The organism is Schumannella soli (assembly GCF_006517435.1).
Taxonomy (GTDB): Bacteria; Actinomycetota; Actinomycetes; order Actinomycetales; family Microbacteriaceae; genus Schumannella; species Schumannella soli.
The window spans coordinates 159,857-181,830 of the sequence record NZ_VHQG01000005.1 but is presented as its reverse complement, the minus strand read 5'-3'; the positions used below and the strand labels follow the sequence as shown (position 1 = coordinate 181,830).

24 protein-coding genes are annotated in these 21,974 nt (G+C 72.5%); 6 read left to right on the top strand and 18 right to left on the bottom strand.

Translation table 11 applies throughout. The features are described 5' to 3' along the window. Positions 1-28: 28 nt before the first annotated feature. Entirely contained in the window at positions 29-1,876 is a 1,848-nt protein-coding gene (menD, locus tag FJ657_RS15905) for a 2-succinyl-5-enolpyruvyl-6-hydroxy-3-cyclohexene-1-carboxylic-acid synthase (protein WP_141164704.1), read from the bottom strand. Next, positions 1,854-2,237, bottom strand: a complete 384-nt coding sequence (locus tag FJ657_RS15900) for a PLD nuclease N-terminal domain-containing protein (protein WP_141164703.1) — start codon at positions 2,235-2,237, stop codon at positions 1,854-1,856. The genes menD and FJ657_RS15900 overlap by 23 nt, the downstream gene beginning before the upstream one ends. A 136-nt stretch (positions 2,238-2,373) precedes the next feature. On the opposite strand from FJ657_RS15900, the gene FJ657_RS15895 reads away from it, so the two are divergent. Continuing rightward, positions 2,374-2,727 (top strand): DUF4229 domain-containing protein, encoded by a 354-nt coding sequence (locus FJ657_RS15895; protein WP_141164702.1) that lies wholly within the window; start codon positions 2,374-2,376, stop codon positions 2,725-2,727. Here FJ657_RS15895 and FJ657_RS15890 read toward each other — a convergent pair. From FJ657_RS15890 to FJ657_RS15875, 4 genes are all read right to left on the bottom strand, one after another. Next, positions 2,683-3,867 (bottom strand): 1,4-dihydroxy-2-naphthoate polyprenyltransferase, encoded by a 1,185-nt coding sequence (locus FJ657_RS15890; protein WP_255447389.1) that lies wholly within the window; start codon positions 3,865-3,867, stop codon positions 2,683-2,685. The two genes, FJ657_RS15895 and FJ657_RS15890, sit on opposite strands and share 45 nt — an antisense overlap. A gap of 147 nt (positions 3,868-4,014) precedes the next feature. Next, positions 4,015-5,277 (bottom strand): AMP-binding protein, encoded by a 1,263-nt coding sequence (locus FJ657_RS15885; RefSeq protein WP_141164701.1) that lies wholly within the window; start codon positions 5,275-5,277, stop codon positions 4,015-4,017. Positions 5,278-5,353: 76 nt separating this feature from the next. Continuing rightward, a complete protein-coding gene (locus tag FJ657_RS15880; protein ID WP_141164700.1) occupies positions 5,354-6,364 on the bottom strand; it encodes a 1,4-dihydroxy-2-naphthoyl-CoA synthase in 1,011 nt (336 codons plus the stop codon). Beyond that, positions 6,364-7,335, bottom strand: coding sequence for a hypothetical protein (locus tag FJ657_RS15875; RefSeq protein WP_141164699.1), 972 nt, complete (start codon positions 7,333-7,335; stop codon positions 6,364-6,366). Before FJ657_RS15875 ends, FJ657_RS15880 begins: the two co-directional genes overlap by 1 nt. A gap of 91 nt (positions 7,336-7,426) precedes the next feature. Here FJ657_RS15875 and FJ657_RS15870 point away from each other — a divergent pair, with 91 nt between their 5' ends. Both FJ657_RS15870 and FJ657_RS15865 read left to right on the top strand, forming a co-directional pair. Then, positions 7,427-8,584, top strand: a complete 1,158-nt coding sequence (locus FJ657_RS15870) for an o-succinylbenzoate synthase (RefSeq protein ID WP_141164698.1) — start codon at positions 7,427-7,429, stop codon at positions 8,582-8,584. Then, complete coding sequence (locus FJ657_RS15865; RefSeq protein ID WP_141164697.1) at positions 8,581-8,805, top strand: hypothetical protein; 225 nt, start codon at positions 8,581-8,583, stop codon at positions 8,803-8,805. The genes FJ657_RS15870 and FJ657_RS15865 overlap by 4 nt, the downstream gene beginning before the upstream one ends. A gap of 156 nt (positions 8,806-8,961) precedes the next feature. Here the strand turns inward: FJ657_RS15865 and ccsB are convergent, their stop codons facing one another. The 6 genes from ccsB to FJ657_RS15835 form a co-directional block, all read right to left on the bottom strand. Next, positions 8,962-10,029: a c-type cytochrome biogenesis protein CcsB gene (ccsB, locus tag FJ657_RS15860; RefSeq protein ID WP_141164696.1), complete on the bottom strand. Its 1,068-nt coding sequence runs from the start codon at positions 10,027-10,029 to the stop codon at positions 8,962-8,964. Between the two features lie 39 nt (positions 10,030-10,068). Further along, positions 10,069-11,850: a cytochrome c biogenesis protein ResB gene (resB, locus tag FJ657_RS15855; RefSeq protein ID WP_255447388.1), complete on the bottom strand. Its 1,782-nt coding sequence runs from the start codon at positions 11,848-11,850 to the stop codon at positions 10,069-10,071. Positions 11,851-11,866: 16 nt separating this feature from the next. Next, positions 11,867-12,604 carry a cytochrome c biogenesis CcdA family protein gene (locus FJ657_RS15850; protein ID WP_141164694.1) on the bottom strand — a complete coding sequence of 246 codons (738 nt, stop codon included), beginning with the start codon at positions 12,602-12,604 and terminating at the stop codon, positions 11,867-11,869. Beyond that, entirely contained in the window at positions 12,604-13,242 is a 639-nt protein-coding gene (locus FJ657_RS15845; protein ID WP_181409010.1) for a TlpA family protein disulfide reductase, read from the bottom strand. The genes FJ657_RS15850 and FJ657_RS15845 overlap by 1 nt, the downstream gene beginning before the upstream one ends. Further along, positions 13,239-13,868 (bottom strand): histidine phosphatase family protein, encoded by a 630-nt coding sequence (locus FJ657_RS15840; RefSeq protein WP_141164692.1) that lies wholly within the window; start codon positions 13,866-13,868, stop codon positions 13,239-13,241. The genes FJ657_RS15845 and FJ657_RS15840 overlap by 4 nt, the downstream gene beginning before the upstream one ends. 68 nt (positions 13,869-13,936) lie before the next feature. Beyond that, positions 13,937-15,502 carry a SulP family inorganic anion transporter gene (locus FJ657_RS15835; RefSeq protein WP_141164691.1) on the bottom strand — a complete coding sequence of 522 codons (1,566 nt, stop codon included), beginning with the start codon at positions 15,500-15,502 and terminating at the stop codon, positions 13,937-13,939. Positions 15,503-15,593: 91 nt separating this feature from the next. Between FJ657_RS15835 and FJ657_RS15830 the strand changes: the two genes are divergently transcribed. Together FJ657_RS15830 and aspS are read left to right on the top strand one after the other, a co-directional pair. Beyond that, the gene (locus FJ657_RS15830) at positions 15,594-16,034 is read left to right on the top strand and encodes a MerR family transcriptional regulator (protein ID WP_141164690.1); all 441 of its coding nucleotides are present in this window, start codon (positions 15,594-15,596) and stop codon (positions 16,032-16,034) included. Between the two features lie 84 nt (positions 16,035-16,118). After that, positions 16,119-17,444 (top strand): aspartate--tRNA(Asn) ligase, encoded by a 1,326-nt coding sequence (aspS, locus tag FJ657_RS15825; RefSeq protein ID WP_141164689.1) that lies wholly within the window; start codon positions 16,119-16,121, stop codon positions 17,442-17,444. Positions 17,445-17,583: 139 nt separating this feature from the next. On the opposite strand, the gene FJ657_RS15820 is transcribed toward aspS, so the two are convergent. The 3 genes from FJ657_RS15820 to FJ657_RS15810 form a co-directional block, all read right to left on the bottom strand. Further along, complete coding sequence (locus tag FJ657_RS15820; protein ID WP_141164688.1) at positions 17,584-18,858, bottom strand: amidohydrolase; 1,275 nt, start codon at positions 18,856-18,858, stop codon at positions 17,584-17,586. Positions 18,859-18,948: 90 nt separating this feature from the next. Continuing rightward, positions 18,949-19,203 (bottom strand): hypothetical protein, encoded by a 255-nt coding sequence (locus FJ657_RS15815; RefSeq protein ID WP_141164687.1) that lies wholly within the window; start codon positions 19,201-19,203, stop codon positions 18,949-18,951. Between the two features lie 431 nt (positions 19,204-19,634). Continuing rightward, positions 19,635-19,880 carry a glutaredoxin family protein gene (locus FJ657_RS15810; protein ID WP_141164686.1) on the bottom strand — a complete coding sequence of 82 codons (246 nt, stop codon included), beginning with the start codon at positions 19,878-19,880 and terminating at the stop codon, positions 19,635-19,637. A 20-nt stretch (positions 19,881-19,900) separates the two neighbouring features. Here FJ657_RS15810 and FJ657_RS15805 point away from each other — a divergent pair, with 20 nt between their 5' ends. Beyond that, complete coding sequence (locus FJ657_RS15805; RefSeq protein ID WP_141164685.1) at positions 19,901-20,755, top strand: HAD family hydrolase; 855 nt, start codon at positions 19,901-19,903, stop codon at positions 20,753-20,755. An 84-nt stretch (positions 20,756-20,839) separates the two neighbouring features. Here FJ657_RS15805 and FJ657_RS15800 read toward each other — a convergent pair whose 3' ends face one another. The 3 genes from FJ657_RS15800 to FJ657_RS15790 form a co-directional block, all read right to left on the bottom strand. Continuing rightward, entirely contained in the window at positions 20,840-20,938 is a 99-nt protein-coding gene (locus FJ657_RS15800; RefSeq protein ID WP_003792170.1) for a 30S ribosomal protein bS22, read from the bottom strand. Between the two features lie 104 nt (positions 20,939-21,042). After that, a complete protein-coding gene (locus FJ657_RS15795) occupies positions 21,043-21,237 on the bottom strand; it encodes a helix-turn-helix domain-containing protein (RefSeq protein WP_141164684.1) in 195 nt (64 codons plus the stop codon). Between the two features lie 213 nt (positions 21,238-21,450). Beyond that, positions 21,451-21,915, bottom strand: a complete 465-nt coding sequence (locus tag FJ657_RS15790) for an ArsR/SmtB family transcription factor (protein WP_141164683.1) — start codon at positions 21,913-21,915, stop codon at positions 21,451-21,453. Positions 21,916-21,974: the final 59 nt, after the last annotated feature.

The following is a 21,974-nucleotide window of genomic DNA, read 5'->3' as shown; positions in this document are numbered from 1 at the left end:
GTCGACCGCGGGTCAGCGGGTCAGCGGGTCAGCGAGTCAGCGGCACCGCGATCAGCGTCGGACCCGGCGACGCCGTGAACGCCTCATCCAGCTCGCCGCGGTTCGCGATCCGGCGGAACTCCCAGCCGTAGGCCCGGGCGAGCGCCTCGAGGTCGACCGGCTGCGGTGTCAGCTGCACACGGTCGAAGAGCTGCGCGTCCGCCGAGCGCGCGACCTCGAGCCCGTCGAAGATCGTGCCGCCCCCGTCGTCGCCGACGATGACCTGGATGCGCGGCCTCGACTCCCCCGCCGGCAGCGCGAGCGATCCCGCGTCGTGCAGCAGCGCGAGGTCGCCGATGATCAGCCGGGTCGTGCCGACGGCGGCACGAGCGGCAGGCGCCGCCGGGTCGTCGGCGCCTGCTCCGCGCGGGGGGCGCTGCGATGCCGCCGCGATGCCGAGCGCGGTCGCGACCGTGCCGTCGATGCCGGCGAGACCGCGGTTGGCGTGCACGCGGATGCGACGCCCCGGCACCGTGTCGTCGGCGACGCGGATCAGGCGCGACGCCGCGAGCACGAGTCGGTCGTGCGGCCAGGTGGCCGCCCAGACCGCGCCGACGAGCTCGTCGCGGGTGACCGGGCGCCGCATCCGCTCGAGCTGCGAGCGGGCGAACGCCGCGCGCTCGCGGTAGTCGGTGCTGTCGATCGCGGCGGGCGGATCGATCGCGCCGGCCTCCTCGGCGCGCTGCTCGAGCAGGGCGCGCGAGGCGAAGACCCAGCGGCCGACCCAGGCGCGGGTGTCGGCGGGCAGCTCGCCCTCGACGAGGATCTCGGCCGAGCCGTCGAGGATGCGTGCAGTGCCATGCGGGTCATAGGCGTCGCGCCCCGGGGCGCGCACGACGATCGTCTCGACGTCGGACCGGCCGAGCAGCGCGGGCACCTGGCGGCTCAGCGTCGGCTGGCCGAGCACGATCGCGCGGCGGATCTCGTCGCCGAAGCCGGGCTCGTCGAGCAGCGCACGGTAGGCGGGCACGGCGTTCGGTCCGAAGCGGGCTCCGCTCGACACCTCGGCCAGCAGCGGCGCTCCGAGCTCGCGGGCGAGACGCTCGGCGCGCGCCCCCGCGCGTGCCCCCGCGATCACGACGGTGCCCGGCTCGGGGTGCAGCACGAGGGCTGCGGCGGATGCGCGGGGCGCTGCGGCTTCGGGCGCGACGTCGGCGTCGACCGCGGCGGCGAGCTCGCGCGCGAGCCGCAGCTGCTCCGCCGGGAGCGCGCTCGACAGCGGCTCGCGGAACTGCAGATTCAGGTGCAGCGGTCCCGGTCCGACGCCGGTCCCCTCGGGTGCCGCCGCGCCGTCCCCGTCGAGGTCGGCGACGCGGGCGCCGCCGACCGGCGCGGCGAGCGCCGCCTCGACCCGGGCGACCAGCGCATCCACCTCGCCCGCGATGTCGGTATCGGCATCGGGCGCCGGCACATCCCACGCGGCCCGCACCGCAGAGCCGAACAGGCCCGGCTGCACCGTCGTCTGGTTCGTGCCGCGCCCGCGCAGCTCGGCGGGCCGGTCGGCGCTCAGCACGAGCAGCGGAACGCCGGAGTGCGAGGCCTCCAGCACGGCGGGATGCAGCTCGGCGACGGCCGTTCCGCTCGTCATGACGACGGGCACCGGGCGTCCGGTCTCGACCGCGAGACCGAGCGCGAGGAACCCGGCTCCGCGCTCGTCGATGCGCACGTGCAGCGTGAGGGCTCCGGCCCGTTCGAACTCGGCGGCGGCGAGCGCCAGCGCCTGCGATCGCGAACCCGGGCAGAGAACCAGATCGCGCACGCCGAGGCCGATCAGGCCCCGCAGAAGTCGTGCCGCGAACGCGCTCGCCGGCGCGTCAGTCCTTCGGCTTGCTGTCATCGTCGAGCTCGGCGAGCTTCTCCTCGAGCTTGCGGATGCGCTCCTCCTGCTCGTGCTCCTTGCGCAGCTGGAGCAGGAAGTCGGGGTCGTCGTCCGGGGCGACGACACGGGTCAGTCGCAGCGAGCCGGTTCCGACCGGGTGACCCGACTCGCGGGCCTGGCGGGCGGCGCGACCGGCAGAGCGCTCGCGGCCGACGAGGAACCACAGCAGGGGGCCGACGATGCTCAGCAGGATCGAGATCACGATCCACACGAACTTCGGCAGGTGCTGCACCCGGTTCTCTTCGATCCGGGCGATATCGACGATCGCCGCCACCGCGAGCACGATCGAGAGGATCGTCAGCACGGCGTAGAACTTCATGGGCGCATCCTACGCGGCGCCCATGGGAGCGGCGTCCGGGATGTCCCGCGGGACCGGACCATCCGCCTGTCGAGCGTGAGTCCGCCCGGCGGCGGCGCCGGGCGGACTCCCTGCTGCGGGTTCCTACACTGGGGGGATGCCCGCCTGGTTGCGCTACGCCCTCATCCGCGTCGGCGTCTTCGCCCTCGTCTTCGCCGTGCTCCTCCTGCTCGGCTTCCACTACCTGTGGGCCGGGCTGATCGCCGCGGTCGTCGGCTTCTGCGTCGGCGTCATCTTCTTCCGCGGGCAGCGCGACGCGGTCGCGACGCAGCTCGCGAACCGGAAGCCGCGCCGTGCGACCGACGAGTCGGTGGAAGACGACGCCGAGGACGATGTCGAGGATGCGGCGGGCCCGGCGTCCGAGGCGGCCGCGACGCCCGCGTCCGACGCGGCGACCGCGCCGGCGTCAGAAGGAGATCGCCGCGGCGAGCGCCAGCCCGAAGGCGAGTGAGCTCAGCACGCTGAGGCGCAGCGCCAGCACCAGCTCCTTCGACGTCTTCGCGGTCAGCGTGATGACCACGGCCGGCACAGCCGCGATCAGCACGAAGAAGACGTAGAGCGCGTTGTCGAAGAGCAGCAGGAAGAAGACGTTGATCCCGAACGGCGCGAGCAGCAGCACCGCGAAGGCGATGCGCGACGGCAGATCGCCGATCAGCACCGCCAGCGTGCGCTTGCCGGCCTTCGCATCCTGCTCGCGGTCGCGCAGGTTGTTGACCATGAGCACGGCGCAGGCGAACAGCCCCGCCGCGACGCCCGCGATCCACGCCTCCGGCACGACCGTGCCGACCTGCACGAACATCGTGCCGACCGTCGCGACCAGGCCGAAGAACACGAAGACGAACAGCTCGCCGAGCGCGTTGTAGCCGTACGGACGCTTGCCGCCCGTGTAGAACCAGGCGGCGACGATGCAGACCGCGCCGACGGCGATCAGCCACCACTGGCCGCTGCGCCAGGTCAGGAACAGACCCGCCAGCGCGGCGATGCCGAAGAACACGAAGGCGACGTTGCGCACCGTGCGGGGCTTCGCGCGACCCGAGCCGACCAGACGGGCGGGGCCTTGACGCACCGCGTCGGTTCCGCGCACGCCGTCGGAGTAGTCGTTGGCGTAGTTCACGCCGATCTGCAGCGCGAGGGCGACGACGAGGCAGGCGAGGGCACGCACCCAGTGCTGCGACCATCCGCCGGCCGTGAGCCCGGCGATCGCGGTGCCGAGGGCGACCGGCGCGATCGCGAGAGCGAGGGTCTGCGGGCGGGCTCCGCCGATCCAGTCGCCGACGGTGGCCTTGCGAGCCGACGGGGCTCCGGGCAGCGGCCCTCCGGGGCGTCCGCTGCGGCTGGGGCGCACGGCCGTCGCGGTCACGGCGCCCCGCGCCTCCCTGTTCTCGGCGCGCCCGGCGCGGGCGGCGGCCGAGGCCGGGCCTGCGGCGGTGCGGCGGGTCTTCGTGACGCCGCCGTTCGCCTTCGGCGTCGCGCCGCCCTTCTTCGCGGTCGAGGCGCTGCCCTTCGGGGCCGGCGGGGTCTTCGCGGATGAGTCGCTCATCGCGTCGTCGAGCTTGCGGGGGTCGATGCGCTGCTGCTTCGGTCGTGCCACGAGGGGAATCCTAGGCGGTGCGTCGATGACCCCCACGAGCTCCGCCCCGGGCTCGGTGCAGGATCGCGCGGCGATCCTGGCTTCGCCGCACGATATGGTGCGGCGCCGCCGAGATCGCGCGGCGCTCGGCCGAGTGGCGGCGACGCGTCAGCGCGCGGCGGCCTCGCGGCGCAGCGCCGCACGATCCGGCTTCCCGCTCGCCAGCAGCGGCAGGGGTGCACGCCGCACGATCACGCGCGGACGCGACGCCGCCCCCAGACGACGCCCCACCTCGGCGATCGCGTCCGCGAGCGCGGCGTCGTCGACCAGTTCGGCGGCCGCGGCGGTGAAGGCGACGGGGACCTCGCCCCAGCGCTCGTCCGCGGCGGCGACGACCACCGCATCCGTCAGCCCCGGAAGCTCGCGCAGCGCTCGCTCGACCGCCGCGAGCGCCACCTTGACGCCGCCGGAGATGATCACGTCATCAAGGCGGCCGGTCACGACCAGGCGCACGAGGGCGGATGCGGAGGCCGGCGCGGCGGCGGACGGCGCTGCGACGTCGAGCCGCGCTGCCACATCGGACGCCTTCTCGGGCGCGGGCCCGGACGTCGACCCGGTAGCGGCATCCCCCAGCGGCTCGAGGCGGCCGCCGTCGGCCGTGCGGTACCAGCGCTGGCCCGCGTCGGTCACGAAGCGGTCGGCGGTGAGCTCGGGATCGCCGAGGTAGCCCTCGGCGAGGCTCGGCCCGCCGAGCTGCACCTCGCCGTCGACGATCCGCACGGCGGTCGTGCCGATCGGCACGCCGTCGTAGACGCAGCCGCCGCTCGTCTCGCTGGAGCCGTAGCTGCGTGAGACGGCGACGCCGGCATCCTCGGCCCGCTCCAGCAGCGCGCGGGGAGTCGCCTGCCCGCCGACGAGCACCCGCTGGAAGCGCCGCAGTTCGGCGAGCGCCGCCCGGTCGTCGAGCAGCGTCTGCAGCTGCGCGGGCACGAGGGCGACGAAGCGCTCGGGGATGCTCAGCGTGCGCGCCGCCGCGACGAAGCTCGCCGCGGTGAAGTGCTCACCCGGCACGGTGACCGGCTCGGTGCCGGCGGCGAGGGAGCGGCTGAGCACGTTCAGCCCGGCGATGTAGTGCGTGGGCAGGGCGAGGATCCACTGGCCCGGTCCGCCGAGCGCGGCCTGGCTGGCGCCCGCGTTGGCGAGGATCGCATCCGCCGAGAGCGCGACGCGCTTCGGACGGCCGGTCGATCCGCTCGTCTGCACGACGAGGGCGACCTTCTGCTCGACCTCGGCCGGCAGGTCGGCGAGCGCGGGCGCGTCGGCGCGCTCCCCCGCGGCCAGGGGCAGGATCGCGGGGCCGCCGGAGAGCGCTGCCCGCAGCGCCGCGAACACGTCAGCGCCGTGCTCGAGAACCTGCAGCGGGCGGGTCATGAGCGGGGGCTCAGCAGTGCCTCGGGGACAGCGCCCAGAACCGAGACCCGACTCGCGCCGCGCGCGATCGCCCGGCTCAGTAGTGCCACGGGAACGGCGCCCAGTCGGGCTCGCGCTTCTCGAGGAAGGAGTCGCGCCCCTCGATGGCCTCGTCGGTGCCGTAGGCGAGGCGGGTCGTCTCGCCGGCGAAGATCTGCTGGCCGACCATCCCGTCGTCGGTCGCGTTCATGGCGAACTTGAGCATGCGGATCGCGGTCGGGCTCTTGCCGAGGATCGTGCGCGCCCACTCGACCGCCGTCGACTCGAGCTCGGCGTGCGGCACGACCCGGTTCACGGCGCCCATCTCGAGCGCCCGCTGCGCGTCGTAGGTCTCCGCGAGGAAGAACACCTCGCGGGCGAACTTCTGCCCGACCTGCTTCGCGAAGTAGGCGCTGCCGTAGCCGGCGTCGAAGCTGCCGACATCCGCATCCGTCTGCTTGAAGAGGCCGTGCTCGCGGCTCGCGATCGTGAGGTCGCAGACGACGTGCAGCGAGTGGCCGCCGCCGGCCGCCCAGCCCGGAACGACCGCGATGACGACCTTCGGCATGAAGCGGATGAGCCGCTGCACCTCGAGGATGTGCAGGCGGCCGGCGCGCGCCCGCCCCTCGGGCGTGACCGCGGCCTCCTGATCGGAGTACTTGTAGCCGTCGCGGCCGCGGATGCGCTGGTCGCCGCCGGAGCAGAACGCCCATCCGCCGTCTTTCGGGCTCGGCCCGTTGCCGGTGATCAGCACGACGCCGATGCGCGGGTTCTGGCGGGCGTCGTCGAGCGCCGCCGCGAGCTCGTCGACCGTGTGCGGGCGGAACGCGTTGCGCACCTCGGGGCGGTCGAAGGCGACGCGGGCGATGCGTCCGGTCGTGTCGTGGTGGTAGGTGATGTCGGTCAGGTCGCCGAAGCCGTCGACCTCGCGCCAGAGCTCGGCGTCGAAGAGGTCGGAGACGAAGCGGGGCGAGGCGGATGCGGCGCTCGACTCGGCGGAGCTTCGGTCGGTGGCGTTCGGGTCGGCGCTGTTCGGGTCGGCGGCGTTCGGGTCGGCGGTGTCGCTCATCAGCTCCCCAGATTCGTGACGAGAGCGACGACCGGCGGGTTGAGCACCACGCCGAGGATCATCGCGAGGATGCCGAGGGCGCGCCCCCGGCCGAGGATCGTCGCCGTCAGCCCGACCGCGATCGCGGCGACACCGCATCCGATCGCGATGATCGACCACACGATCGCGGCCGTGGCCGACTCGGCCGCGACGCCGATGCCGATCACGGTAGCGAGCACCATCGCGAGCACGAAGAGGATGGCGATCACTCCGGTCGCGCGCTTCGGCTTCGCGGCGCTCGTCGCCGCGTCGGCGTCCGCGCTCGGATCGACGGCCGTACCGGATGCGAGGGACGGCTGCGGCCCGGTGAACTGCGGCGTCGCCTGCAGCAGCGGGGCCCGCGGCGCCTCCGGAGCGCGGTACTGCGCCGGGGCGGGGCCGGTGCGCTGGACGGGGGCGGTGTGCGGGGCGGGACCGGTGTGCTGGGTAGGGGCGACGGGCGCCGGCGCAGCCGGCTGCACCCCGAATCCCTCCGGGGCGACCGCGGTGACCCCGCGCGCCGGCGTCGCGGGAGCTGCGGTCGGATGCGGCACGGGCTGGTGGGGCACGGGCTGCTGGGGCGCGGCCTGCTGCGGGAAAGGCTGCTGGGGCGCGGCCTGCTGCGGGAAAGGCTGCTGCGGGAACTGCCCCGCCGCAGGTGCGGCGAACTGGGGCGCGGGGCCTGGCTGGCTCGGCGGAGCGGAGAACTGCGGCTGGGCACCCGGCTGCTGTACAGCGCCCGGCTGACTCGGCGCCGCCGAGAACGGCGGCTGGGTCGGCTGCGCGGGCGCAGGCTGCGGCACCGACTGCCCCCATCCGGCCTGCTCGGGCTGGGACGGCGCCACGGGTAGCCCGTCGGGGCCCACCGGCGGCTGCGGCCCGGTGAACTGCGGAGCGGCGTAGCGCTCGTGACCGGGCTGCGGCGCCGGCGCGTTCGACTGCTGATCGCTCATCGCATCCAGCCTACTTCCGTCGCCCCGAGCCCCCTCCGGCCCGCGCAGGCCGGACTCCGGCGCGGTGGGCGCGCGTGGCACACTGACTCGCATGTCCGATGCTGCGCAGTCCGGGGCCGCCGCGCTCCCCCCGCTCGACGAGCTGCTCGCCGCGGCGCGCGTCGTGGCACTGCCGCTCGCGACGCGGTTCCGCGGGATCGACGTGCGCGAGGCGCTGCTGCTGCGGGGCCCCGCCGGCTGGACCGAGTTCTCGCCCTTCGCCGAGTACGACGACGCGGAGGCCGCGACCTGGCTCGCCGCCGCGCTCGACTTCGGCTGGAGCGACGTCGACGCCACCCCAGACCACCCCGCCCTTCTCCGCGACCGCATCCCCGTCAACGCGACCATGCCGGCCGTCGACGCGGACCGCGTCGCCGAGATCCTCGCGCGCTACGACGGCTGCCGCACGGTCAAGGTCAAGGTCGCCGAGCGCGGCCAGACGCTCGCCGACGACATCGCCCGCGTGCGGGCCGTGCGCGCCGCGATCGGTCCGGAGGGCCGCATCCGCCTGGATGCCAACGGCGGCTGGAACATCGACGAGGCCGAGCACGCCGCGCACGAGCTGGCCCCCTTCGACCTCGAGTATCTCGAGCAGCCCTGCGCGACCGTTCCCGAGCTGGCCGAGCTGCGCTCCCGCCTGCACGACTGGGATCTGCCGATCGCCGCCGACGAGAGCGTGCGCAAGGCCGAGGATCCAATCGCGGTCGTGCGCGAGGGCGCCGCCGACCTCGTCGTCGTGAAGGCGCAGCCGCTCGGCGGGGTGCGCGCGGCGTTGCGGATCGTGGCGGAGGCCGGGGTGCCGGCCGTGGTGTCGAGCGCCCTCGACACGAGCGTCGGGCTCGCGATGGGCGCGCACCTGGCCGCCGCGCTGCCCGAGCTCGACTACGACTGCGGTCTCGGCACCGCATCCCTGCTCGCCGCCGATGTGACGCGCGAGCCGCTGCGCGCCGAGGGCGGCTCGATCCCCGTGCGTCGGGTCGAGGTGGATGCCGGCCTGCTCGAGGCGCACGCCGCCGCCCCCGAGCGCGACGCCTGGTGGCGCGCCCGCCTCACCCGCTGCCACGCCGAGCTCGAGGGCCGCGCCGCCGCTGCGTCCTCCGCGGATACTGGCGAGATCGCCGCGGATACTGCTGAGGCGGATCACCGCGGTCACCCGCAGCGCGCAGCGTCAGCTGAGCAGTATCCGCGTCAGAGCGAAGGCCGCGCGTGAGGGGCGACCTGCTCCCGTTGCTGGTGCTGCTGGCGAGCGCCCTCGCGGTCGTCGGCGGCGTCGCCCTGACGGCGACCGGCGGCGGCTACGGGATCGTGCTCGCCGCGGCCGGCATCGCGGCGCTCGTGCTGTGCGTGCGGGCGCTCGTGCGCAGCCTGCGCGAGCACCAGATCCGGCTGCTCGCCCCGCACGACGACCTCAGCGACAAGCCGACGCACTGACAGGCCGGCGAACGGCCCGGCACCACGCCGGCTGACGCGACGACGTCCCGTCCCTGCGCCCGAGGTGGCGTGCACGCGCCCGCACACGAGGTCGCGCGCGAACCCGGCCGAAGACGTCCCCGCCGCCCCGAGCGGCTCACACCGCCCGGCCCGCACTCACATGCCGGTGTCGAGCCCCGAGTACGAGTGCAGTCCCTTGAAGAACAGGTTCACGATCGTGAAGTTGAACAGCACGGCCGCGAAGCCGATGATCGCGAGGTACGCGGCGCGGGAACCGCGCCATCCCTTCGTCGCCCTGGCGTGGATGTAGCCGGCGAAGACGACCCAGATCACGAAGGTCCAGACCTCCTTCGTGTCCCAGCCCCAGTAGCGGCCCCAGGCGCGCTCGGCCCAGATGGCTCCGGCGATGAGGGTGAAGGTCCAGAACGCGAAGCCGACGACGAGCACGCGGTAGGCCATGCTCTCGAGCGCCTCCGACGACGGCAGGGTGCGCAGGAAGGGGATGCGCTTCGCTCCGCCCTCCTCGCGCTTCACCTGCAGCAGCTGCATGATCGACAGTCCCGCTCCGACGGCGAAGAAGCCGGTGCCGAGCGTGGCGACGAAGACGTGGATGACGAGCCAGGCCGACTGCAGGGGCGGCGGCAGCGGGGTGACGGCGACGTAGAAGTTGACCGTCGCGAGGCCGAGCAGCAGGGCGACGATGCCGGTGACGTAGGCGCCGAGGAAGCGGAGGTCGCGCCAGAGCTGCACGGCGAGGAAGACGGTGACCATGATGCCGGTGCCGGTCATCGCGAACTCGAACATGTTCGCCCAGGGCACGCGGCCGGCGGCGAGACCGCGCAGCACGATCGCGGCCGCGTGGATGAGCCAGGCGATGATCGTCAGGGCGAGGCCGGTGCGCTGCCAGCGGCTGCCGATGTTGACCTCGTCGTCGTCATCCGCGCCGCGTCCGGCGCCGGACGCCCGCTCGAGCACGGCCGCCGTCGCGGCGGTCGCTCCGGCTGCGGCGCCGCGCACGGCGGCGCCGGCCTTCGCCAGCTGGCCGCTGTGCGCATCCGCCCCGACGGCGTCGGCGGCGCGGGCCGCCCGCTCGGAGTCGAGGCGCTGCGCCTGCGCGCTGCGGGCCGAGAGGTCGAGCACGAAGGCGATGAAGGCGAGCACGTACACCGCGATCGCGGAGTACACGGCGACGAGCGAGAGCGTCGCGAGGGAGTCGGAATCCACGGGCGAGATCCTACGCCCGCGCCCTGAGCGCGCCGGACGTCAGGAGGCCGCGCCGTCCCCGGCCTCCCGCGCGCGGGCTCGCAGGCGTTTCGCGAGCTGCTTCTCGATGTCGAGCACGGCGTCGTCGAGGCGCGGGTCGTCGCCGCGGGCGAGCGCCGCGTACTCGAGCACGGCGCCGCCGTCCTCACCGGTCGTCGCGGCCACCCACACGCGCCGACGCGGGATGAACAGGCTGATGAGCAGACCGAGGATCGAGATCACGGCCAGCGCGAGCACGTACCCCTGCACCGGGTCGTGGTGGATCGAGACGCCGATGTAGCGCTTGATGCCGGTGAACTCGATCGTCCCGAGTCCCTCGGGCAGGGTCGCCTTCTCGCCGAGGCGCATCTGCAGCGTGTCGGTGTCGGAGTCGCGCCCGGCGACCTGGGTGAGCTTGTCGAGGTCGAGGTCGTAGGCGTTCACCGGAGCGCCGGTGTCGAGACCGAGGTCGCCCACGTACATCTGCAGGCTCACGAGGCTCGACGAGCTCGTGCCCGGGTAGACCGACTCGAATCCGCCCGTCGTCGTCTCGACCGGGGTCGGGTAGAAGAACCCGATGAAGCCGGCCTGCTTCTTGAGTCCGTCGGGCACCTTGAGCACGCCGAGGCCCTTGAGGTTCGAGTCCTGGCTGCGGAACGGCACGGCGTCGTCGAACACGACGTTGCCGTCGGCATCCGTCACCTTTAGCACCGGCGCGTAGCCGTTGCCGAGCAGGTAGACCTGAGTGCCGCCGACCGCGAGCGGCTCGTTGACCTTGATCTCCTGCTTGGTCCAGGTGCCGTCGAGCGAGCGCGTGCTGACCTTCGCCGTGTAGTCCTCGGGATGCGAGACGCCGGTGAGCTTGTCGACCGAGTACTTGTCGTCGAAGCCGTCGAGGCGCAGCGAATAGGGGTTCAGCTGCGACTCGTCGAAGAAGCGGCCCGGGCTCCAGGTGTCGTAGCTGGAGAGGGTGTTGGTGAAGCTCTGCCCCTGCACGAGCAGCTTCTCGCCCGTGTAGATGAAGCCGCCGCCGACCGCGACCAGCAGCAGGATCAGCAGCAGCCCGGTGTGGAACACCAGGTTGCCGGTCTCGCGCAGGTAGCCGCGCTCGGCCGAGACGCTGACGCGCCCGCGGCGGTCGTAGCGCTCGACGCGGTAGCCCTGGCGCTTGAGCAGCTTCGCGGCCTCGTCGATCGCGGTCTCGGGCGTCGCGTCCGCCGTCGTCTGCAGGTGCGCGGCCAGGCGCGAGAGCCGCGCCGGCGTGGTCGGCGGCTTCGTGCGCAGCGCCTTCAGGTGGTGCGTCGTGCGCGGGATGATGCAGCCGATGAGCGAGACGAACAGCAGCAGGTAGATGGCCGAGAACCAGAACGAGGTGTAGGTGTCGAAGACCTGCAGCGCGTCGAGCACCTTCGACAGCTCGGGGTTCTGCTGCTGGTACTGGATGACGCCGTTCGGGTCGGCGCTGCGCTGCGGAACGAGCGATCCGGGCACGGCGGCGAGGGCGAGCAGAAGCAGCAGCACGAGGGCCGTGCGCATGCTGGTCAGCTGACGCCAGAAGAAGCGGACCCACTCGAGCGGGTTGAGCTTCGCGGCCGTCGGGGCGTCGTCGGCGCCGGCCGTGTCGGCGCGCGCGGTGCGGGCGGGCTTCGCCGGCGCCTCCTCGTCGCTGCCGATGTAGTCGGCGGGGCGCAGCGGGTCGCCGCTCGAGCGGCCGGCGGGCTTCGCCGCCTTCGCGGGCTTGGCCGGCTTCGCCGCCTTCGCGGGCTTCGCCGCCGCAGCCGCCGCCGTCTCGTCGCGCGTCACGTCATCCTCGGAGCTCTCAGAGCGTGGGGACATAGTCGTCGATCACCGCCCCCAGGCTCGTCGTGAACTGCAGCCACAGTCCGGTCACCATGAGCAGCCCGATCGCGATGAGCAGCACGCCTCCGATGATGTTGACCAGGCGGATGTGGCGGCGCACCCAGCGCACGCTCGTCCCGACCCAGCCGAAGCCGAGCGCGACGAGCAGGAACGGCAGCCCCAGCCCGATGCAGTAGGCGGCGCCGATGAGCAGCGAGCGCCCGACATCCCCCGTGTTCAGCGCCAGAGACTGCGCGGCGACGAGGGTCGGGCCGATGCAGGGCGTCCAGCCGACGGCGAAGACGACGCCGAGCAGCGGGGCGCCGATGAGGCCGGTGCGCGGCTGCCAGCTCGACTTGATCGTGCGCTGCAGAAAGCTGATCTGCCCGATGAAGACGATGCCGAGCAAGATCACGACGACTCCGGCGACGCGCAGGATCATGTCCTGCCAGCGCAGCAGGAAGGTGCCGAAGGAGCCGAGCACGAGGAAGGCGAGCAGGAAGACGACCGAGAAGCCGAGCACGAACAGCCCGGCGCCCGCCACCATCCGCCCCCGCGACTGCGGCTTGCCGCTCGTGACGCCGCTGACGAAGCCGAGGTAGCCAGGAACGAGCGGCAGCACGCACGGCGAGAGGAAGGAGATGAGGCCCGCGGCGAGCGCGATCGGCAGGGCGAGCCAGAGACCGCCGCTGTAGACGATCTCGCCGGGAGAGCCCACTACTTCGCCTCGGCGACGGTGTCGTCGATGATCTGCTTGAGCACGTCGGGGCTCTGGATGCGTCCGCTGAAGCGGGCGGCCACGCGCCCCTGCTGGTCGATCACGAGGGTCGTCGGCACGGCGTTGGCCGACACCGAGCCGGCGAAGGCGAGCTGCACCTCGTTGTCGCCCGCGTCGAGCAGGGTCGGGTAGGCGAGGTCGTACTTCTTCTCGAAGGTCTGGGCGGTGGCGCCGTCGTCGCGCACGTTCACGCCGAGGAACGAGACCGTGTCGCCGTACTCGTCCGACAGCTTCTTCAGGTCGGGCGCCTCGATGCGGCACGGGCCGCAGGAGGCGTACCAGAAGTTCAGAACCGCGACCTTGCCCTCGAGGCTCTTCGACGTGATCGTGTCGCCGTCGGGGGTGGTCCCCTCGTACGACACCGCGTCCTTGCGCTTGTCGGGGCTGAAGGTCTGCGTCGACCCGTCGGAGGAGACGTAGTTCTTGCCCGCGTTCTCGCGGTACTGCTTCGACAGGCTGTCGCCCTGCGCGGTGCAGCCGGCGAGCACGAGCGCGGCGGCCGCGGCGAGCGCCGGAACGGCGACGAGGATGCGGCGGCGACGCGTCACGCGGGCGGCGGGGCGGGTTCGGGCGTTCACACGGCTCCCAGATCGGTCGACTGCGCCAGCAAGTCTCGCGCGGGTTCCTGATAGTCGACTTCCACGAAGCGGCCGTCGCGGCGCTCGAGGCTCGTGATGCTCGACAGGGTGCAGCGGCGGGCGCGCGGGTCGTGGGCGAGGCGCTGGCCGGCGACGGTGCGGGCGACCATCCAGATCGGCAGCTGGTGGCTGACGAGCACGACCTCGCCGGAGTCGACCGAGTTCCAGGCCGTGTCGACGGCGCGCATCATGCGGGTCGCGATCGACGAGAAGGCCTCGCCCCAGCTCGGACGCCAGGGGTTCACGAGCCACGGCCAGCTGCGCGGGTCGCGGATGGCGGTGCGCACGTTCGTGCCCTCGAAGCGGTTGGCGGGCTCGATGAGGTCGGCGTTGTCGACGATCTCGAGGCCGTAGCGCTCGGCCCAGGGCGCGGCGCTCTCCTGCGTGCGCTGGAGCGGGCTCGCGAAGAGCTTCACCGGCGGGTGGTCGGCGTGCGACGCGGCGGCGGCATCGGCCATCCGCTCACCCAGCTCGCTCAGCCGGTAGCCGGGCAGTCGGCCGTAGAGCACGCGCTCGGGATTGTGCACCTCACCGTGGCGAACGAGGTGGATGCGGTCGGCGGGCACGCCGGAATCCTACGCGTTCCGCACTGGACGCCCGCCCCAGCATCCGCTATGCGACGCCACAGCAGACCTCAGCGCCCGGGCAGCACCGCGCCGAGCCGCTCGCGCAGCGCGGCGCTCGGGGCGTTGAGCCCGACGACGCGCGGCTCGATGCCGTGCGTGCGGTAGCGCTGGGCGACCGCGTCGAGCGCGACGACGGTCGACGCATCCCAGATGTGCGAGCCGGAGAGGTCGATCTCGACGGCCCCGTCGATCACCGCCCCGTCGATCACGGCGCCCTCATCGCCGACATCGCCGGTCGCGCCCCCGCTCGCGCCGACGGCGAGCTGGTCGGCGGCGTAGTCGAAGCGGGTGACGAGGTCGCTGCTCGACGCGAAGAACAGCTCCCCCTCGACGCGGTAGCGCACGAGAACGCCGTCGCCCGACGGCTCCGGGGCGTCGCGGTGCACGGTCGCGAAGCGGGCGACCCGGCGCGCGAAGATCAGCGCGGCCGCGAGCACGCCGACGCCCACGCCGATCGCGAGGTTGTTCGTCGCGACGACCACGACGACGGTCGTGACCATCACCAGGGTCTCGCCCAGCGGCATCCGCTTCAGCACCTTCGGGCGGATGCTGTGCCAGTCGAAGGTGGTCGCCGACACCATGATCATGACCGCGACGAGCGCCGCCATCGGGATCTGCCCGACGACGCCGCCGAGCGCGACGACCAGCACGAGCAGGAAGACGCCGGCGAAGAAGGTCGACAGCCGGGTGCGGGCGCCCGCGGTCTTCACGTTGATCATCGTCTGGCCGATCATCGCGCAGGTGCCCATGCCGCCGAAGATCCCGGTGACGAGGTTCGCGACGCCCTGACCCCAGGCCTCGCGGGTCGACGACGAGCGCGTCTCGGTGATCTCGTCGACGAGACGCGCGGTCAGCAGCGACTCGAGCAGGCCGACGGCGGCCATGCCGAGCGCGTAGGGCGCGATCACGCCGAGGGTCTCGAGGGTCAGCGGCACGTTCGGCCGCCCGGGCAGGGGCAGCCCCTCGGGCAGCGCGCCCTCGTCGCCGACGGTGGGAACGTGGATGCCGGCGATCAGGACGGTCGCCGTGATCGCCACGATCGCGATGAGCGGCGACGGCACCGCGCGGGTCAGCTTCGGCAGCAGCACGATGAGAGCGACGCCGACCGCGACGAGCGGGTAGACGGCCCACGGCACATCGATGAGGTGCCGCAGCTGCGCCAGGAAGATCAGGATCGCGAGCGCGTTGACGAAGCCGACCATGACGCTGCGCGGCACGAACCGCATGATCCTGGCGAAGCCGGCGAGTCCGACGGCGACCTGGATGACGCCCCCGAGCAGCACGGCCGCGATCAGGTAGTCGAGCCCGTGCGAGGCGACGAGAGGCGCCATGACGAGCGCGACCGAGCCGGCGGCGGCCGAGATCATCGCGGGGCGTCCGCCGACGATCGAGATCGCGACCGCCGTCGTGAAGCTCGCGAACAGCCCGACGCGCGGGTCGACTCCGGCGACGATCGCGAAGGAGATGGCCTCGGGGATGAGCGCGAAGGCGGTCACGAGGCCGGCGAGCGCCTCGCGGGTGAGCAGGCGGGGCGAGCGCAGGGCGTCGAGCACACGGGTGGGCGCGGCGGACACGGGGACTCCGTTCGGTACGGTGACGGCGGATGAGCCGCGCCCCGTTGCGCCGCATCCTCGACCCTACCCTCACGTAACGTCAGGTTTAAACATGAGCGGACTCGCCGAGCCGGATGCGGCTGCCGGTGTGCCCGGCGCGCACGCCGAGCCCGGCTCTCCCGCGCCGCGCGCCTACCGCATCGGCGAGGTCGCCGAGGCGAACGGCCTCTCGCTGCGCTCCCTGCGGCACTGGGACGAGATCGGACTCCTCGTGCCGAGCGGACGCACGGTCGGCGGGTTCCGTGAGTACACCGACGCCGACCTCGAGCGCCTGCTGCTCATCCGCCGCATGAAGCCGCTCGGCTACAGCCTCGAGCAGATGGGCGAGCTGCTCGACGTCGTCGACGAGGTGGATGCGCCGGGCCGCCCCGCCGCGCTCGCCGCCTGGCTCGACGACGCCCGCGAACGGCAGGCCGAGCTGCGCCGCAAGGCCGGCATGGCCGACGAGTTCGTCGAGCGCCTGGCGCACGTCGTCGCCGACGCCTCCGCCTGACGGTCTGAACAGGATCGCGCGGCGATCCTGCCGAGGAACGCCGCCGGGCGCGCGAGTCGCGCGCGCTCAGTAGACTCGGCCCCCGTGACCGAACGCACCCTCGTCCAGAAGCTCGCATCCACCCCCGACGGACCGGTCCGTGTGGCCGGATGGGTCGAGACGGTGCGCGATCAGAAGAAGGTGCAGTTCATCGTGCTGCGCGATGAGACCGGCGCCGTGCAGCTCGTGCACCCGCGCACCGACGTGGGCGAGAACCCCGTCGACGACCCGATCGCCGCTCAGATCTCCGCCCTCACCCACGGCACCTTCCTGTCGGTCGAGGGCGAGCTCAAGGCCGACGAGCGCGTCAAGCTCGGCGGGCTCGAGGTCAAGATCGGTTCGGTGGATGTCGCCGGCGTCGCCTTCCCCGAGCCGCCCATCGCCGACGACTCGTCGATCGACAAGCGCCTCGACTGGCGCTTCCTCGACCTGCGCCGCCCCGAGCAGAACCTCATCGCCCGCGTGCAGACGACCTTCGAGCACGCGCTGCGCACCTGGTGGATCGACAACGACTTCATCGAGATCCACACCCCGAAGCTCATGGCCAGCGCCTCCGAGAGCCGCGCCGAGCTGTTCGAGGTCGGCTACTTCGAGACCAAGGCGTACCTCGCGCAGAGCCCGCAGTTCTTCAAGCAGATGGCGCAGCCGGCCGGCTTCGGCAAGGTGTTCGAGATCGCCCCGGCGTTCCGCGCCGACCCCTCGTTCACGAGCCGCCACGCGACCGAGTTCATCAGCGTCGACAGCGAGTTCAGCTGGATCGACTCGCACGACGACGTCATGAAGGTGCACGAGCAGCTGCTCATCGCCGGCCTGACCGCGGTCAAGGAGAAGCACGGCGAGGCCATCACGGCCGCGTTCGGCGTCGAGTTCGAGGTGCCGACGGCGCCGTTCCCGCGCATCCCGCTCGCCGAGGTGCGCCGCATCGTCGCCGAGGGCGGCTACGAGATCCCGCGCGCCGACGGCGACCTCGACCCCGAGGCGGAGCGCCGCATCAGCGAGTGGGTCAAGGCCAACCACGGCTCCGACTTCGTCTTCGTCACCGACTACGACTCGAGCATCCGCCCCTTCTACCACCAGCGTCACGAGGGCGACGGCTCGATCACGAAGAGCTACGACCTCATCTACAACGGCGCCGAGATCTCGACCGGAGCGCAGCGCGAGCACCGCGTCGACGTGCTGATCGAGCAGGCGAAGGAGAAGGGCCTCGACCCGGAGGAGCTCGAGTTCTACCTCGACTTCTTCCGCCACGGCGTGCCCCCGCACGGCGGCTTCGGCATGGGCCTCGCCCGCGTCATCATGCTGCTGCTCGGCCTGCCGTCGATCCGCGAGGTCATCTACCTCTTCCGCGGCCCGAACCGCCTGGAGCCGTAAGCCGGTGCGGGCGCATCGCCGCCCGCAGCCGCAGCCAGATACACAGACGAAGCCCCTCGCCGATCCGCTCGGCGAGGGGCTTCGTCGTTCCGCGGCCCTCGGACTGACGAAGGCGGCGGAGGCGGCGGATGCGACGACGTCAGCCGGCGAAGCGCTCCGCCCGCTCGACCGTGCGTCCGTAGCCGAGCTCGGCATTCCAGGCGTAGACCTCGACGCCCTCGACGAACACCTGCTCGGCGCGCGAGTTCACGTCGAGCGGGTCGCCCGACCAGAGCACGAGGTCGCCGTCGAGTCCGGTCTCGAGCGCGCCGACGCGGTCGTCGAGGCCGAGGATGCGCGCCGGGTTGATCGTGAGCGCCTCGAGGGCGGTCTGCGCCGGCAGTCCCTCCTTCACGGCGAGCGAGGCCTGGTGCACCAGGAAGTCGATCGGCACGACCGGGTGATCGGTCGTGATCGCGACCTGCACGCCGGCGCGGGCGAGGGCGGCGAGGTTCTTGATCGCGCGGTCCTTGAGCTCGACCTTCGAGCGGCTCGTGAACATCGGCCCGAAGATGACCGGGATACCCTTCTCGGCCAGCACATCGGCGACCTTGTCGCCCTCGGTGCCGTGGTTGACGACGAGCTTGTACCCGAACTCCTCGGCGAGGCGGATGGCCGTGGCGATGTCGTCGTGACGGTGCACGTGCTGATCCCAGACGAGCTCGCCGTCGAGCACGGCGGCGAGGGTCTCGAGGGCGAGGTCGCGCTTGAACGGCTTGCCCTCGGTCGCCGCCTCGGCCCGGGTCGCCGCGTAGTGCCGCGCATCCTCGAAGGCCTGACGCAGCACGTAGGCGACGCCGAGGCGGGTCGACGGCGTCTGCGACTTGCCGGCGTAGACGCGCTTCGGGTTCTCGCCGAGCGCCGACTTCACGCTCACATCGGGCCGCAGCAGCTGCTCGTCGATCGTGCGCCCTCCCCAGCTCTTGATCGCGACCGTGCGCCCGCCGATCACGTTGCCGCTGCCGGGCTTCACGACGATGCTCGTGATGCCGCCGCGCAGCGCGTCGCGGAAGCCCTCGTCGTCGATGTCGATCGCGTCGATCGCCCGCACGCCGGCCGTGTTCGGGTTGGTCATCTCGTTGGTGTCGTTGCCCTCGACGCCGACGCCCTCCTCGTGGATGCCCACGTGGCCGTGCGCCTCGATGAAGCCGGGCACGAGCCAGCGGCCGGCCGCATCCACGACCGTCGCGCCGTCGGGGATGTCGACCTGATCGGCGGTGCCGATCGCCGTGATGCGTCCGCCCTCGACGACGACCGTGCCGCCGGGGATCGGCTCTCGCGTCACCGGCACGACGTGTGCGCCGACGATCGCGAGCGGCGGCCGGGCGGCGGCGGATGCGGGACGGAACGGGAGCGGAGCCTGCGATTCGGTCATGCCTCCACGCTAGGCCGCGCACCCGACGGCGCGCCCGTAATCGGCCAGGTGCCTCACGGCGTGCCCGTCCGGGCCGCGGCGAGCGTTCTCCTAGTCGGCCAGCGGCGTGCGCAGCGCGACCCGCGCGGCCTTGAGCATGAGCCAGCCGCCGCGGAACACCGCGTAGCCCGAGAGGCCGACGAGCACGAGGCCGATCGTCGCGACCGTGACATCCGGCTTCGGCGCCGCGGGCGTCTCGAGCCAGATGCCGATGCCGACGAGCGACAGCGTGACGGCGAGCCCGGCGATCGCGAGCAGGATGCCGAGGCCGAGACCGACCCTGGCGAGCAGACGTGAGCGAAGCATCCGGATTCCCCCTCCGATCGGATGACCGCATCATGGTCACCCGATCGGTCTACCCCGGTCCACTCCCCCGTTCACGGGGCCGTGACCTGCGATTGCTCAGCAGAAACCGTCGAGACCGCCGCTGAGACAGCGAGGGCAGCGGATCGTGCTGAGAAACCGACGCCGTTGAGACCGTCGGCTACGTCTCGAGAGCTGGAGGCGGATCCGAGTACCCCGAACGACACCCATACGGCCCGATCGCCGGGACGGCGATCGGCGTTGGCGTCGCGGCGGAGGCCAGAAATGGCCTCCGCTTTCAGCTCCAGCGCGCCATCCGACCGGGGCCGCACCGATGCGGCTCTCTTGCCGCTGAAACGAGACCCGCCGCATCCCCGACCGGTAGACCCCGTGGGCATACGCGGCCTGAACAGCGGATGCCGTCAGCGACGAGCTCAGCCGGCGGCGGCGAGGGCGGTGCGCAGACGGTCGGCGTCGACGCGCCAGATCGTGTGCACCCGATCGTCGATCAGCACGACCGGGATCTCCTCGACGTACTTCTCCATCAGCTCCGGGTCGTCGAGGATCGACAGCTCGCCGATCTCGACGTCGGGGAACTCGGGCAGCACCCGATCGATGACCGAACGGGCGTCGTCGCAGAGGTGACATCCGGGCTTGCGGACAAGGGTCAGACGCGTCACCCGTTTAGACTAGGCCGACGATGAGCGACGAGACCGGAGCGACCTCGCCGGCCGGCGCGGAGCCCTCGAGCGACCGCCCGATCGTCGCGTTCTTCGACGTCGACAACACGCTGATGCGGGGCACGAGCCTCTTCCACGTGGGTGTCGAGGCGTTCCGCCGCAAGGTCATCACCTGGCGCGACATCGCCCCCTTCGTCTGGCACCAGATGCGCTTCACGCGCGTGGGCGAGAACGACGCGCACCTGGCCTCGGCCCGTGAGCGGGCGCTCGAGCTCGTCGCCGGCAAGACGCCGGAGGAGATCGCGCACCTCGCCGAGTCGATCTGGGAGGACCGCATCAACCCGCGGCTCTGGCCCGAGACGGTCGCCCTCGCGCAGGCGCACATCGCCAAGGGCCACGAGGTCTGGCTCATCTCGGCGACCCCGTGGGAGGTCGGTGACGTGATCGCCCGACGGCTCGGACTCACGGGAGCCCTCGGCACCCGCGTCGAGGTCGTCGACGGCCAGTACACGGGTCGCCTCGTCGGCCACGTGATGCACGGCGAGCGCAAGGCGGTCGCGGCGCGCGAGCTGGTCGGGGCGATCGGCGCCGACCTCGAGGACTGCTGGGCCTACTCCGACAGCCGCAACGATCTGCCGCTGCTCGAGCTGGTCGGCAACCGCATCGTCGTGAACCCGGATGCGGCGCTCGAACGTCATGCCGCCGAGCACAGCTGGCCGGTGCTGCAGCTCAAGGCCGCGAGCCTGCGTGAGGCGCAGAAGCGGGTGAAGCGCGAGGCGCGCGCCGTGCGCAAGAGCGCTCGTCGCGCATCGCCGACGGCGCCGCTGCAGAACCGTCAGCCCGGCGAGGCCGCGGCGGCCGATCCCGCCGACTGACCCGGGCATCCCGCCGCCCGACCCCGGGCACGAAGAAGGGCGCCGGACCTCACGGTCCGACGCCCTCACGACTTCAGTGAGTCGTCACTTCTTGTTGCGACGCTGGTGGCGCGTCTTGCGAAGCAGCTTGCGGTGCTTCTTCTTCGCCATGCGCTTGCGGCGCTTCTTGATGACGGAACCCATAGTTCACCTCGAATCATTCGGTCGCGGACATCCAGGTCCGTACCGAACCTCGGAAAAAAGCCAACCGCGACATTCTAGCCGAGGCGGCGGGGTGCTGCGACCGCTCAGCCGACCTGGCTGTCGCCGAGGCCGATCGCCGACGAGACCGCCGACTCGGGGATGCGGTACGACCGGCCGAAGCGCACGGCGGGCAGCTCGCCCGCGTGAACCATGCGATAGACGGTCATGTTCGACACGCGCATCATCTCCGCCACCTCGGCGACGGTGAGGAAGCGCACGTCGGAGAGATCCCCTGCCATTCGAGCCCCTGTGGTTGCGGTCGGTCGAGCTCCTGCGAGTGCGGCGCACCCGGAGCACGAGCACGCTGTGACCAGTGTGACTGGAGTGCTCGAGCGTGAGCATAGGGGCTGATGAGGATGCGCGTCTAGGGCTTCCCTCAGTGCCGGCTGTGTGCGGCCGACCCCAGTGCGAGTGCCGCGCGTGACCTCCGCGAGAACGCCCCCGCAGCGGCCTCAGCCGCGCTTGGCCCAGGGCAGCGCCTCGCCCAGTCGCTCCTGCGCGCCCTGGATCGCGGATCGCGCCCCGAAGGCGGTGTTCGCGGCGACGCGGCCGATGCGGCTGCCGACCTCGGTGCCGGCCCAGGCCGCGTGCACGGCCGCCAGCGGGTCGGGCTCGCGGTCGGCGGCCGAGTAGCCGGCGAGCTCCGCGAAGCGGCCGACGAACTCCTCGACCTCGATGAGCGGGGCCGGGTACAGCCGGTAGTAGCGGTGCTGCCCCTCCTCGCGCACCGTCACGAGGCCGTGCTCGCGCAGGGTCTTGAGGTGCTTCGACACGGTGGGCTGACTGATGCCGAGCTCGGTCACGAGCTGCCCGACGCTGATCTCGCCCGCCACTCCGGGGCGAGGCGCCAGCTGCAGCAGCCGGCTGAGCAGCTGCCGCCGCGTGGGATCCGCCACCACGTCGAAGATGTCCGCCATGCCTCGAATCTAGTCGGGCATCCCTCGGGGATACCATGGCCCGCGTCGCCGGGAGACGC

Excerpts from the sequence above, each read along its gene's own strand:
- FJ657_RS15800 (WP_003792170.1), bottom strand. The coding sequence starts at position 20,938 with ATGGGTTCCGTCATCAAGAAGCGCCGCAAGCGCATGGCGAAGAAGAAG.
- FJ657_RS15870 (WP_141164698.1), top strand. The coding sequence starts at position 7,427 with ATGTCCGATGCTGCGCAGTCCGGGGCCGCCGCGCTCCCCCCGCTCGAC.
- FJ657_RS15880 (WP_141164700.1), bottom strand. The coding sequence starts at position 6,364 with ATGAGCGACACCGCCGACCCGAACGCCGCCGACCCGAACAGCGCCGAC.
- FJ657_RS15790 (WP_141164683.1), bottom strand. The coding sequence starts at position 21,915 with ATGGCGGACATCTTCGACGTGGTGGCGGATCCCACGCGGCGGCAGCTG.
- FJ657_RS15830 (WP_141164690.1), top strand. The coding sequence starts at position 15,594 with ATGAGCGGACTCGCCGAGCCGGATGCGGCTGCCGGTGTGCCCGGCGCG.
- FJ657_RS15815 (WP_141164687.1), bottom strand. The coding sequence starts at position 19,203 with ATGCTTCGCTCACGTCTGCTCGCCAGGGTCGGTCTCGGCCTCGGCATC.
- FJ657_RS15820 (WP_141164688.1), bottom strand. The coding sequence starts at position 18,858 with ATGACCGAATCGCAGGCTCCGCTCCCGTTCCGTCCCGCATCCGCCGCC.
- FJ657_RS15875 (WP_141164699.1), bottom strand. The coding sequence starts at position 7,335 with ATGAGCGATCAGCAGTCGAACGCGCCGGCGCCGCAGCCCGGTCACGAG.
- FJ657_RS15900 (WP_141164703.1), bottom strand. The coding sequence starts at position 2,237 with ATGAAGTTCTACGCCGTGCTGACGATCCTCTCGATCGTGCTCGCGGTG.
- FJ657_RS15885 (WP_141164701.1), bottom strand. The coding sequence starts at position 5,277 with ATGACCCGCCCGCTGCAGGTTCTCGAGCACGGCGCTGACGTGTTCGCG.
- FJ657_RS15795 (WP_141164684.1), bottom strand. The coding sequence starts at position 21,237 with ATGGCAGGGGATCTCTCCGACGTGCGCTTCCTCACCGTCGCCGAGGTG.
- FJ657_RS15805 (WP_141164685.1), top strand. The coding sequence starts at position 19,901 with ATGAGCGACGAGACCGGAGCGACCTCGCCGGCCGGCGCGGAGCCCTCG.
- FJ657_RS15895 (WP_141164702.1), top strand. The coding sequence starts at position 2,374 with ATGCCCGCCTGGTTGCGCTACGCCCTCATCCGCGTCGGCGTCTTCGCC.
- menD (WP_141164704.1), bottom strand. The coding sequence starts at position 1,876 with ATGACAGCAAGCCGAAGGACTGACGCGCCGGCGAGCGCGTTCGCGGCA.